The sequence below is a fragment of the Pseudomonas putida genome, from assembly GCF_002025705.1.
Lineage (GTDB): Bacteria > Pseudomonadota > Gammaproteobacteria > Pseudomonadales > Pseudomonadaceae > Aquipseudomonas > Aquipseudomonas putida_J.
In genome coordinates, this window is the sequence record NZ_CP018846.1 from 3,309,343 (window position 1) to 3,320,934 (window position 11,592).

The following is an 11,592-nucleotide window of genomic DNA, read 5'->3' on the forward strand; positions in this document are numbered from 1 at the left end:
CCCGTTACCTATCGCTCAACTGAGGAGCACGACATGCCCAAGCTCACGGCCAGCCAGGTGGTTGCCCAAACGCTGAAGAACTATGGTGTCGAATACGTTGCCGGTATCCCCGGCCATGGCATCTGGACACTGATGGACGCCTTCATGGAGGAAGAGTCCAAGCTCAAGTTCATTCAGGTCTTCCATGAACAGAGCGCGGTCCACCTCGCCGACGGTTACTACCGTGTCGCCGGCAAGCCCATGGCCGCCGTCACCTCGATCGGCGCTGGCGCCACCAACACCGTCATCGGCATGGCCACCGCCTACACCGACTCCACCAGCGTCATGCTGCTGACCGGTGGCCCGCCCACACACATGCGCGGCCATGGCCTGCTGCAGGAACTGGAACGCTTCACCGACAACGACTTCCCGAAGATCGCCGAAGCCGTATCCAAGCGGCACTGGGTCGCCACCCGCACCGAAGAAATGCCGTTCATCATGCACCGCGCGTTCAGCTCGATGGTCACCGGCCGCCCGGGCCCTGTGCATATCGAAATCCCGATGGACGTTCAGGCCGAGGCGGCCGAAGTCACCCTGCACGACCTGGGCGAGCGCGTGCCCGTCGGCAAGTCGTATCCTGACCCGGTCGCCGTCAGCCGCGCCGCGGATGTGCTGCGCGAAGCCCGACGCCCGGTGATCGTCATTGGTGGCGGTGTGATCACCGCCGAAGCCGCCAATGAAGTGCTGGCCCTGGCCGAAGCCTGGAAGATCCCGGTGGTGACCACCTGGAACGGTAAAGGCGGCTTCCCGGAAGACCACGCCCTGTTCGCTGGCAGCGTCGGCCAGACCGGTACCCTGTGCGGCAACAAGGTCGCCTCGACCGCCGATGTGATTCTTGCCGTCGGCTGCCGCTTCACCGACTGGTCGTCGTCCAGCTATGCCAAGGGTGTCACCTTCTCGATCCCACCTGGGCGACTGATCCACATCGACATCGACCCGCACGAGATTGGCAAGAACTACCCGGTTGCCGTCGGTATCGTGGCCGACGCCAAGTACGCGCTGGCCCACATCGTCGATGCGCTGTCTGGCGAAACGGTCGATCGCGCCGAATACATGGCCGACCTCAAGGAGTACCAGGACGAGTGGGAAGCCAAGCTGGCCACCCGCCGTGACTCCGAGCGCTTCCCGTTCACCTCGCAACGCCCGCTGGGCGCGCTGCGCAAGATCTTCCCCCGCGACACCATCGTGGTGGTCGGTTCGGGCAACGCCCAGGGTGCGGTCAAGCAGACGTTCCCGGTGTACACCCCGCGTACACACCTGACGTCTGGCGGGTTCTCGTCGATGGGCTGGGCCGTGCCGGCGGCCATCGGCGCCAAGCTGGCGGCACCGAAGCAGCCGGTGGTGTGCATCCTGGGCGACGGCGACTTCCTGATGAACTCACAGGAAATCGCCATCTGCAAGACCAACGACATTCCGGTGGTGTTCATCATCCAGAACAACGCCGGCTACATGTCCATCCGCGGTGGCCAGCGCAAGCAGACCAGCCGTCACCTGGGCAGTGAGTTCAATACCCCGGACGGGCAGCCGTACTCACCGGATTACGAAGCGCTGGGCAAGGCTTTCGGCCTGAAGTCGTTCCGCGTCAACAGCAACGATGAGCTCGAACCGATCCTGCAACAGGCACTGGAAGCCAACGAGGCGGTGCTGATCGAAGTGCCGACCGACCGTGATGCCGCCGGCCCATGGGTGCCCGGCTGGTGGGACTTCCCGGTCCCCGAATACATCACCGACGAGCGCCAGGACGAATACTGGCAACTGCGTAATTCCGAGCAGCATCTGTAACCCCCGGGGCAGTTCAAGATGAGCAATATAGTGATTTCGACTCAATCAGCGACTGCCCCCCTGGAAGGAGCGCCGGCCCGCCGGCGCTTCATCCGGACGGCGGAACCGGACGCGGACGGGCAACTGTCCTGCGACTTGCTGATCATCGGCTCGGGTATGGGCGGGTCGACCTTCGCCCATGCCCTGGGCCAGAAAGGGCTGGATATCCTCATCGTCGAGCGCGGTGACTTCCTGCCCCACGAAGCCCAGAACTGGGAGGCAGAAGCGGTCTTCGGTAAAGGCCGCTACCGTAATGCCGAGCAATGGCTCGACCGCGATAACAAACCCTTCAATCCCGGCGTATTCTATTACGTCGGTGGCAATACCAAGTTCTATGGCGCCATGTTGCCGCGGTTTCGCGAGGCAGACTTCGGCGAAGTGCGCCATGCCGAAGGTATCGCACCGAAATGGCCAATCAGCTATGACGAACTGGAGCCGTTCTACTGCCAGGCCGAAGCGCTGTACAAGGTGCACGGCAATGCCGGGCAGGACCCGACCGACCCGCCCCGCTCCAAGCCGTATCCTTGGCCAGGCCTGCAGCACGATCCGGCCCTGGGCCGCCTGGAGCTAAGCATGCGAGCCCAGGGCCTGAAGCCTTTCGCCATGCCGGCGGCGGTGGACTATGGCCCGGAACGTGGCTGTGTGCTGTGCTCGACCTGTGACGGCTACCCCTGCCTGCTCGATGCCAAGGCGGATGCCGAGATGTCGGCACTGCGCCCGGCGCTCGACCAGCCCAACGTGCGGCTGCTCACGCGTACTCGGGTAGACCGGCTGGGCACCTCTGCAGATGGCAAGCGTGTCACCGAGGCCCTGGGCAACCGCGACGGCCAGCCGATACGCATCAGCGCCAAACGCGTCGCCCTGGCTTGCGGCGCGGTGAACAGCGCTGCGTTGCTGCTCAAGTCACGCAGCGCACTGCACCCCAACGGACTGGGCAACAGCTCCGATCAGGTGGGCAGGAATTACATGGTACACAACAGTACATTCATGATCGCGGTCGACCCGCGGCGCGCCAACAGCGTGCGCTTCCAGAAGACCTTGGCGCTCAACGACTGGTATCACGCCGGCAATGGCAACATGTTCCCGCTGGGCAATGTGCAGATGCTCGGCAAGATCCGCGAGCCGATGATCACGCCGATGCGCCCCTGGCTCCCCAAACCGGTGTCGCGCTTCATCACCGGCCACAGTGTCGACCTGTACCTGACATCCGAAGACATACCCACCCAGGACAACCGCATCGTCTACGACCAGGCGCTCGATGCGATCAAGGTGCACTGGACACCCAACAACCTGTCTGCACACAAGCGACTGGTGGAACGCACCACAGCGCTGATGCGCAAGGCAGGGTACCCGATCGTGCTCACCGAACGCATGGGCATCGCCACCAATTCGCACCAGTGCGGCACCGCCGTCATGGGCGATGACCCTACGCGCAGCGTAGTGGATCGCAACTGCAAGATGCATGACCTGGACAACGTGTGGATCGTCGACAGTGCGCCGTTCCCCTCTTCCGCCGCAGTCAACCCTGCGTTGACCATCGCCGCCAACGCGCTGCGGGTCGCCACACAGTTCTGCGCAGCCAGCTAGCCGTTTACACCCAAGCACAACCAGGGCCTTTCCAACCAGGAACTCATAAAAAATGAATAAAAGAGACTATACCCTCGTTACGCCCAGGATTCGTCGCGCACGGATTGCGACCTTTGCCGGCTTCATGCTGGTGGGTGCCATGCTCTATATCTGGTCGACCGGTGTCACCGCCTTTCGCCATCAGCTCGGGCTCAGCGGGGATGCTGGCGATGTCGATTTCGGCATCCTGGCATTCGCTATTGGTGTAGGCAGCGCGGCCGGATCGTTCCTGGTCGGCAAGTTCCTGGATGTGCTCGGGGCCAAGAAGGTCATCACCTTTACTGCCCTGGCTTATCCGCTGTCGATCATTCCGCTGGGGTTTGCCAGCGGCTTCGGCTTCGCAATGGGCTGCGGTATCGTGCTGGGCCTGCTGCGCGGCGCCATCGACACGGCATTCAATACCCATGGGGTTCAGGTCGAGCGTTTCTACCGCCGCCCCATCATGTCGGCGTTTCACGCGTTCTATTCGCTCGGCGGCTTCATCCTGGGCATGATCGGCAGCGCGCTTGCCGACCGCTACACCGACAGTGCGAACGTGCCGTTCAGCTTGCTGGGAGGGGCCATGCTGCTGGCTGGCCTGGTGGTATCGCGTTTCATGCTCGACAAGGATGAAGTCGCGCCGGAACCAACTGCAACTGTCAGTGAACCTGCGTTGCAGGCAAGCGTCTCGAACAACCGCTCGATCGTATTGTTGATGATCGGGTTCGGTGTATTGCTGCTCGGCGGCATGGTCGGTGAATCGGCAATCGCCGATTGGGGCCAGGAGTACATACGTCGGGTGATGCAGACATCGGTGTCCACCGCCGGCATGGCCGTGTCGGTCTTCATCGGCGCCGAGTGCCTGGGGCGCCTGGTCGGGGACCGGCTGGCCGAGCGAATTGGTGCATCGAAGGTTGTTTTCCTCAGTGCATTGCTGGCAATCGGTGGCTTGCTGCTCACCACGATCGGCCACAGCGTAGCCACCTCGCTGATCGGCTTTGCGCTGTTCGGGCTTGGCCTTTCGTGCATTGCCCCGCTGATGCTGTCCAGTGCCGGGCGCAAGGACCCACTCAATGCAGGGCGAAATATCGGTATCGTCAACAGCATCGGCTATTCCGGCATGCTGGTGGCGCCTGCGGCGATTACCACTGTCGTCAGCTATCTGGGCATGGACCGGCTGCTGTTCTTCCCCATGGTGTTGCTGCTGCCGCTGGCGCTCTTGGGGCCGCTACTGATGCGCAACCACCAGAGTAAAGCGTTATCGACGGAGCAAACCATCGGGCGCTCCAGCATCGGCCAATGATCATCCGCCTCACGCTGTAAAAATAAAAAGGGCCTTACGGCCCTTTTTCTGCTGTGGCAGTTCGTCACTCATCGGCCCAGCCGGAGCTGCCTTGTTGCCGGGCATTTTCGACGCAACACACAGGTTCACAGCCCGCCCGTTCAGGAACCCTGGGCTTCGCAGTCGATCAACGGCGCCAGTGCTTCGCGCAGCGCCCCCCGTTTCTCTTCGGCCAGGCGCGCCAGCGGGCGCCTTGGGTTGCCAGCGTCAAAGCCCATGATCTGCGCACCGGCATACACCGACTGCACATAGTCCCCCTGCCAGATCAGCGACATCACCGGGGCCAAGGCCTTCCAGATCTGCCGGACTTCGGCCCACTTGCCCTCGCTGGCGGCATTGGCCAAGGCCACGCACGTCTTTGGCGCCATGTTCGCACCGCCCCAGATCAGCCCGGCAGCACCGGCGAACAGCGCATATGGCACCAGCGGATCGGCGCCGTTCATGGTGGGCAGCCCGGTGCGCGACAGCGAGGCCTGGGCCGCCAGGTCGCCGCTGCTGTCCTTGACCGAGATGAAGTTGGGGATCTCGCTCAGTTGCCTGAACAGCGCGGGCGTGACCTCGACACCGACCGCCTGCGGCACGTTGTAGCCGATGATGGGCAGGCCAGCCTGCGACACGCTCGAATAGAAATCGATGATGCCCTGGTCATCGGTCGGGCCTTCGAAGAAAGGCGGCAGCACCATCACGCCATCGGCACCGCAGTCCTTGGCGTGGAGGGTACGCTCGACCACCTCTTCGACCAACAGTGCGGAGGCCTGGGCGATCACCCGAGCCCGGCCGTTGATGACCTTGGCGCCAAAGGCCACCAGTTCCTTGGACTCATCCTTGCTCAGGTACACATGCATGCCGGTCCCGGAACTGAGCACCACGCCATGCACACCTGCGGCGATATAGCGCTCGATCAGTTGTTCGAAACGCGCAAAGTCGATCTTGCCCTGTGCATCGAACGGGGTGGTGATGGCCAGGTTCACCCCGGAAAACTGAAATACAGACATGCGCGGACTCCTTGTTGTTTTCAGCTGGGCCTTGCGGCCATGGCATCGAGCGGTGTTTTGCTCCATGGGAAAAGCCTAAGGCCTCGCCTGCCGGGGTTACAGCGACATTTGCGCAGTCAATTGCATGATTTTCGGTTATGCCACTGGCGCTGCCGGGCACTCATCTGCGGCGGGTCCCCAGCTCGATCCAGACCGGCGCGTGGTCACTGGCCTTGGCTTCATTGCGCACCCAGGCATCGACGCCTGCACGCTTGAGGTAAGGCGCGAGGTCGGGGTTGAGCAGCAGGTGGTCGATGCGCAAACCGGCGTTGCGCGCCCAGTGATTGCGAAAGTAATCCCAGAAGGTGTACACGCGCTCGTCAGGGTGCAGATGGCGAATGGCATCGACCCAGCCCTGCTCCAGCAACTGCTGGTAACGCGCTCGCGATTCGGGTTGCAGCAGCGCGTCCTTCAGCCATGAGCGCGGGTTGTAGATGTCCATGTCGGTAGGGACCACATTGAAGTCGCCTGCCAGCAGTGTCGGGTGCCCGCTGCCGTGCAGGCCCTTGGCATGCTCGACCAGGCAATCGAACCAGCGCAGCTTGTAATCGAACTTCGGCCCAGGCTGCGGGTTGCCGTTCGGCAGGTACAGGCAGGCCACCAGCACACCGTGCACCGCCGCTTCCAGGTAACGGCTCTGGCTGTCGTCTTCCATGCCGGGCAAGCCACGGCGGACCTCCAGCGGTTCACTGCCACGCGCCAGAATCGCCACACCGTTCCATGACGGTTGGCCCTGATAGAGGCAGCCATAGCCTGCCGCCTCCAGGTCCTGACGCGGGAACTGCTGATCGGGCGCCTTGAGTTCCTGGAGGCAGGCGATGTCCGGCTGCTCCCGCTCCAGCCAGGCCAGCAGCGCCGGCAGGCGGCTGCGGATCCCGTTGATGTTGAAGCTGGCGATCTTCAGCGCTTTCATGCGTCCGGGTCGCTCACGTGGGCCTGCACGGCGTCCTCCAACGCGTGCACATGGGCCTGGTCGGCCAGCGCCTTGAGCGCCAGCCAGTCGTCCCAGCCGATGGTGCCCTCGTCGCGCAGGGCCTCGGCGGTGCGAACCAGCTCAAGGTGGTAGGCATCCGGCGACGCGCGGCGGTAGCTGATGTCGTCGTACTGGGCGTACCAGGCCTCAAGCTCGGGGATGCTGCGTTCGATGCTCATGATCGGGACTCCTCGCTGTGCCCTTTGCAAGTATGAGCCCTGCCCCTTGGCAACGTTCAACCGCAGCGTCGCGGGTGTCCTCTTCATCGATCTGCGCCATGCTCAAGCGCGAGGTCTCGCGCAGCATCAGCGAACACACCGCGACCAGCGCCAGCGCCGCTGCCCCGTACAGCGCCACCCCGAGCGGGTCGTTGCCGGTGAGGATCAGGATTGCCGTGGCGATGCTCGACGCCGTGCCGCCGCCCAGCGCCGCACCGATCTGGTAGCTGGCCGAAATCCCCGAATAGCGCATGCTGCGTGGGAACTGCTCACCGAGGAAAGCCGGGATCGGGCCCTGGGTCGCGCCCATCAGCAGGCCGGTCAGGCAATAGGCGAACAGCGCAATGGCAAAGCTCTTAATGCCCACCAGCGAGAAGAACGCGAACAGCCCCATGGCCATGACCAGCGCGCCGAAGCCCATCACCACGCGCCGGCCCAGGCGGTCCGACAGGTAGCCGAACAACGGTGCCGAGAAGACGATCGCAACCGACAGTGCCAGGTCGAACATCAGCGCCTGGGTACTGCCAAACCCGACCTGCGTGGCGTAGGTCAGGAAGAAGGTGCTGCCAATGTAGGCGATGGTGCAGTAGCCGAAGGCGATCCCGGTGCACAGCAACAGCTGCCGTGGGCGCTGGCGCACGGCCTCGGCCAGCGGCGCACGCGCAGGCGTGGCCTGAGGCGCGATGGCGGGTGCCGGCGCCTTCAGCCGCGCGTACAGGCCGATCAGCACCAAGGTGCCGCCCAGCCAGAACGGGATGCGCCAGGCAAAATCGACCAGGTTGTCGTTGAACACCGCGCTGACGATGGCAAACACCGCAGCCCCGAGAATGCCGCCGACGCCAATGCCCATGCTCGTGAAGCTGCCCCACAGGCCGCGCAGCCCCGGCGGTGCCGATTCGATGCCGAACAGCGCGGCGCCGCCCCACTCGCCGCCCGCCGCAAAGCCCTGGATCAGGCGCAGCAGCACCAGCAGGATCGGCGCGGCCACGCCGACGCTGGCATGCCCGGGCAGGCAACCGATGAGGAAGGTGCTCAGGCCCATGAGCAGCAAGGTGGTGACCAGCACCTTCTGCCGGCCGATGCGGTCACCGAAGTGGCCGAACACCAGGCCGCCCAGCGGGCGGGCGAAAAAGCCCGCACCAAAGGCGCTGAACGCCACCAGGGTGGCGGTCAGGTGGTCCATCTGCGGGAAGAACACCTGGGGGAACACCAGCGCGGCGGCGGTGCCGTAGATGATGAAATCGTAGAATTCCAGCGCCGTGCCCATGCCGGAGACGCAAAAGGTACGGAACGCGGAGCGGGATGACGCAGGCTGAGTCTGTCGCGAATGCATTGTTGTTTTTCTCGTTCAGCGGGCGCAGCCAGCCTGGGCAGGCTGCAGCCGGTATGGCTCAGTAGGTTTGGCTCAGAAGGTTTGGAAGCCGGCCCTGGCCAGCTGCACAGGCGTGCCTGCCACGTACTCCAGCTGGCAACGTTCGGTGTCGATGCCCACGCTGAGCAGGGTTTCCCAGCGTTCGGTGTCGGGCATGGCCATGTCTGGGTGGAAGCAGATCGGCGCACTGTCGCCCTGGGCACCGCACATGGCTGCGGCACGGGCACGCAGGTCGGCGCTGCCCATCTGGCCGATCACCTGTTCCAGATGGCACAGACGGCATTGGGTATCAGCGCGGTCGGCGACTTGCTCACCGAGGCTCAGCTGGGGGTCGAGGAAGTGGTTGGTGTGCAGCAGCCAGCCGTCTTCACGCGGCAATACCAGCGCCGTGCGCTCGGGGCTCAGCTCGATGCTGACCGCACGCGGGCTGCTGTCCTGGCGGGAGAACACGGTCAGCACGGTCGACGCGCTGACCCGCGCCGAACGCGCAAGCTCGATGGCCTCCTCGACGCTGCTGGCTTGCTCCAGCAGGCGACGGGCGATGGCGTGTACCGGCACGCCGCCGCTGTCGTTGTCGCTGCTGTGGTGCAGGATGTTGAAGTGCAGGCCGACGCCTGCGCTGTTCACGCCCAGCTTGGCCAGCATGCCGAACTCGCAGAACAGCTTGACCTGCATGCCCTGCTCGGTATGCAGCGCCAGCATCAGGCCGTGGGGGCACAGGCTGTCGTGCCAGTCCCAGGTCTGCAGGGTCTGCGGCGCACGCGGGCCACGGGGGGCGTGCACGGTGGTCGAGCATTCATTGTGACGGGTGCGCGCAGCCAGCACTTCGGTGCGGGCGTTGAGGCTCGCCAGCTGCCACAGCGCCAGCCCGGCGCCGTCGGCCATGCCGATCACTTCAGCGGCCAGGTCCGGGCTCCAGGCCTCCAGGGCGGCCAGGCTGTTCTCGCCAATGCGCTGCGCCTCGGCCAACGACACACCCACCCGTGGGAAAAAGTCCAGGTACAGGGCGGTGGTGGTGCGGATCTGCTCGGCAAAACGCTGGCCAATCTGGCGGCCCCGCTCGAGGGGATGGCGGATGTCGGTGACGAAGGTGTGAATCTTCACAGCGGGAAACTCCTGGTACGCGATTGTCAGGTGACCCTTGCAAGCCTAACGAGCGTTCCAGCACCGATCATCGCCACAACCCGCACAACTTTTGTGCCCAGGCGGAAAAACTCAGCCGCGCCCCAGCACCGGCGCCCCCTGCCCGCGCAGGTGTTCATGCAACATGGCGATGAACGCCTGGACCTTGCGGGTATTGCGCCGGTGCGGCAGGTACAGCACATGCACCCACGGCCCGAACGCGCTCAGGGCCCGCCAGTAGTCGGGCATCACCTCCACCAGCTGGCCGCTGGCAAGGTAAGGCGCGGCGCTCCAGGTCGGCACAAATTGCAGGCCCTGCCCATCGAGCAGGCACGCCAGCAGGAAATCGAAGCTGTCACTCACCAGCCGCGGCGTGGGCTGGCGCACGCGCAAGGTCTGCCCCTCATGCTCGATCCACCAGAAGCTGCGGTTGAGCAGCGGGTGGCGCAGCAGCAGCCAGTCGTGCTGGGCATAGTTGTCGAGGGTGATCGCATCGCCGTGGCGGGCCAGGTAAGCGGGGCTGGCGCAGAGCATCACGCGGTTCTCGATCAACGGCTGGGCAATCAGCTCCGGCTGGTCGGTGGGGCCATCCCGCAGCGACAGGTCGTAACCGCCATCGATCAGGTCATCGTTGGCATCGTTGAGGTTGACCTCCAGGCGCACCTGCGGGTGCTCGCGCATGAAGCGGCAACAGACCTGATTGAGAAATGCCGGGCCGAACGACGGCGGCGCGGTGATGCGCAGGGTGCCACGCAGCGCGTGCTGCAGCTGCTCCACCTCCTCGGTCACCCGCTGCAGGTGCAGCAACGCCTGGCGGGCGCCATCCAGGTACAGGTTGCCGGCCTCGGTCAACGCCATGCGCCGGGTGGTGCGCTCGAACAGGCGCACGCCCAGTTCGCTTTCCAGGTGCGCGACAGCCTTGGTGATCGCCGACGGCGTCTTGCCCAGTTGCTCGGCCGCGCGGCTGAAGCTGCCGTGCTCGGCCGCCGCGACGAAGATGGTCAGGGCCATCATCTTGTCCATGGTTTATTCCTGTCAGGCACAAGCGAAATGGGCGATACGGTAATGCCCTTACCATCAAACCCTGAAATGCCGGCGAATTGAATAGGCACTGCCCATGTCGCAGCTTGCAGCAAGGCAATCATGGGCCAGGGATTATTGCCCCGGCGCGAAGAAAACTATCCGGCCTTTGCCAGGTGCACCTGCAAAAATGCCATCAACGCGGCGGCCGCAGGGGACAAGCTGCGCCCTTTGCGCGTGAGCATGCCGATGTGCCGCTCCACCTTGGGTTCGACCAGCGGCACGAACGCCAGCTTGTCGTTCTCCAGGGGGAACGCCAGGTACGGCAAGGTGCTGATCCCGACCCCCTCCTCCAGCATCGCGATCAACGAGATCATGTTGGAGACGAACAGCCGGCTATGCCCCAGCAAACACTCGGCTTCGGTGCCGGCCAGCAGCTGTGAGGTACCGTTGCGGACCATCGGCACGCCCTGCAGCTGCGACCAGTGCAAGGCATCGCCCGCCTGCGCCAGCGGGTGGTCGGCGCGGCACACCACGCCCACCTGATCATTGACGATCGGCGCGAATTCGAGCTGCTCGTCCTCCAGCCACACGCTGCTGATGCCAAAGTCCACCTGCCCCTGGGCCAACAACTGCTGAACGCGCTCGGCCGTGCCGTCCTGGATGCTGACCTGCACATTCGGGTGCTCGGCGACAAAACGCGCCAGTGGCCCAGGCAACATGCGGCTGGCCACCGAGGGGACGGTGGCGATGCTGACCTGGCCGATCTCGTGCAGGGCCAGCAAGGTGGCCTCGCGGGCAATGCGGTCGTGGTGCTCGATCAAGCCACGAAACAACGGCAGGCAATGTTCGCCGAACGGGGTCAGCTCCACCCGGCCACCGCCCTTTTCGATCAGTGCCTGGCCCAGCTTCTGCTCAAGCTCGCGTACCGCCAGCGATATCGCCGGCTGGGTGCGAAACGCCTGGCGCGCTGCGGCGTGGAAGCTCTTGAGTTCAGCCACCAGCAAGAAGTAGCGCAGCTGGGCGATTTTCAGCTCGGGCAACAT

Annotated in this window: 10 protein-coding genes; 3 read left to right on the forward strand and 7 right to left on the reverse strand. The window is 64.4% G+C overall.

The genetic code is table 11. From position 1 onward, the window contains the following. The first annotated feature begins 33 nt into the window (after positions 1-33). Genes BUQ73_RS14890 through BUQ73_RS14900 form a run of 3 tightly spaced genes read left to right on the forward strand, consistent with a single transcriptional unit; the run spans position 34 to position 4,768 of the window. A complete protein-coding gene (locus BUQ73_RS14890) occupies positions 34-1,821 on the forward strand; it encodes a thiamine pyrophosphate-binding protein (protein ID WP_079228616.1) in 1,788 nt (595 codons plus the stop codon). A gap of 30 nt (positions 1,822-1,851) precedes the next feature. After that, positions 1,852-3,447, forward strand: coding sequence for a GMC oxidoreductase (locus BUQ73_RS14895; protein WP_237772705.1), 1,596 nt, complete (start codon positions 1,852-1,854; stop codon positions 3,445-3,447). A gap of 52 nt (positions 3,448-3,499) precedes the next feature. Continuing rightward, positions 3,500-4,768, forward strand: coding sequence for an MFS transporter (locus BUQ73_RS14900; protein ID WP_079228618.1), 1,269 nt, complete (start codon positions 3,500-3,502; stop codon positions 4,766-4,768). 140 nt (positions 4,769-4,908) lie between these two features. Here BUQ73_RS14900 and BUQ73_RS14905 read toward each other — a convergent pair whose 3' ends face one another. From BUQ73_RS14905 to BUQ73_RS14935, 7 genes are all read right to left on the reverse strand, one after another. Beyond that, positions 4,909-5,802, reverse strand: coding sequence for a dihydrodipicolinate synthase family protein (locus tag BUQ73_RS14905; RefSeq protein WP_079228619.1), 894 nt, complete (start codon positions 5,800-5,802; stop codon positions 4,909-4,911). A gap of 160 nt (positions 5,803-5,962) precedes the next feature. Then, the gene (xth, locus tag BUQ73_RS14910) at positions 5,963-6,754 is read right to left on the reverse strand and encodes an exodeoxyribonuclease III (protein ID WP_079228620.1); all 792 of its coding nucleotides are present in this window, start codon (positions 6,752-6,754) and stop codon (positions 5,963-5,965) included. After that, a complete protein-coding gene (locus BUQ73_RS14915; protein WP_079228621.1) occupies positions 6,751-6,993 on the reverse strand; it encodes a hypothetical protein in 243 nt (80 codons plus the stop codon). Before BUQ73_RS14915 ends, xth begins: the two co-directional genes overlap by 4 nt. After that, positions 6,962-8,365 (reverse strand): MFS transporter, encoded by a 1,404-nt coding sequence (locus BUQ73_RS14920; RefSeq protein ID WP_079228622.1) that lies wholly within the window; start codon positions 8,363-8,365, stop codon positions 6,962-6,964. Before BUQ73_RS14920 ends, BUQ73_RS14915 begins: the two co-directional genes overlap by 32 nt. A gap of 72 nt (positions 8,366-8,437) precedes the next feature. Next, positions 8,438-9,508, reverse strand: coding sequence for a C45 family autoproteolytic acyltransferase/hydolase (locus BUQ73_RS14925; protein WP_079228623.1), 1,071 nt, complete (start codon positions 9,506-9,508; stop codon positions 8,438-8,440). 111 nt (positions 9,509-9,619) lie between these two features. Continuing rightward, a complete protein-coding gene (locus BUQ73_RS14930; protein ID WP_079228624.1) occupies positions 9,620-10,549 on the reverse strand; it encodes a LysR family transcriptional regulator in 930 nt (309 codons plus the stop codon). Between the two features lie 155 nt (positions 10,550-10,704). Beyond that, positions 10,705-11,592 (reverse strand): LysR substrate-binding domain-containing protein, encoded by an 888-nt coding sequence (locus tag BUQ73_RS14935; protein ID WP_079228625.1) that lies wholly within the window; start codon positions 11,590-11,592, stop codon positions 10,705-10,707.

Coding starts and splice junctions, on each gene's coding strand:
- BUQ73_RS14900 (WP_079228618.1), top strand. CDS start 3,500: ATGAATAAAAGAGACTATACCCTCGTTACGCCCAGGATTCGTCGCGCA.
- BUQ73_RS14890 (WP_079228616.1), top strand. CDS start 34: ATGCCCAAGCTCACGGCCAGCCAGGTGGTTGCCCAAACGCTGAAGAAC.
- BUQ73_RS14915 (WP_079228621.1), bottom strand. CDS start 6,993: ATGAGCATCGAACGCAGCATCCCCGAGCTTGAGGCCTGGTACGCCCAG.
- BUQ73_RS14920 (WP_079228622.1), bottom strand. CDS start 8,365: ATGCATTCGCGACAGACTCAGCCTGCGTCATCCCGCTCCGCGTTCCGT.
- BUQ73_RS14935 (WP_079228625.1), bottom strand. CDS start 11,592: ATGTTGCCCGAGCTGAAAATCGCCCAGCTGCGCTACTTCTTGCTGGTG.
- BUQ73_RS14930 (WP_079228624.1), bottom strand. CDS start 10,549: ATGGACAAGATGATGGCCCTGACCATCTTCGTCGCGGCGGCCGAGCAC.
- BUQ73_RS14905 (WP_079228619.1), bottom strand. CDS start 5,802: ATGTCTGTATTTCAGTTTTCCGGGGTGAACCTGGCCATCACCACCCCG.
- xth (WP_079228620.1), bottom strand. CDS start 6,754: ATGAAAGCGCTGAAGATCGCCAGCTTCAACATCAACGGGATCCGCAGC.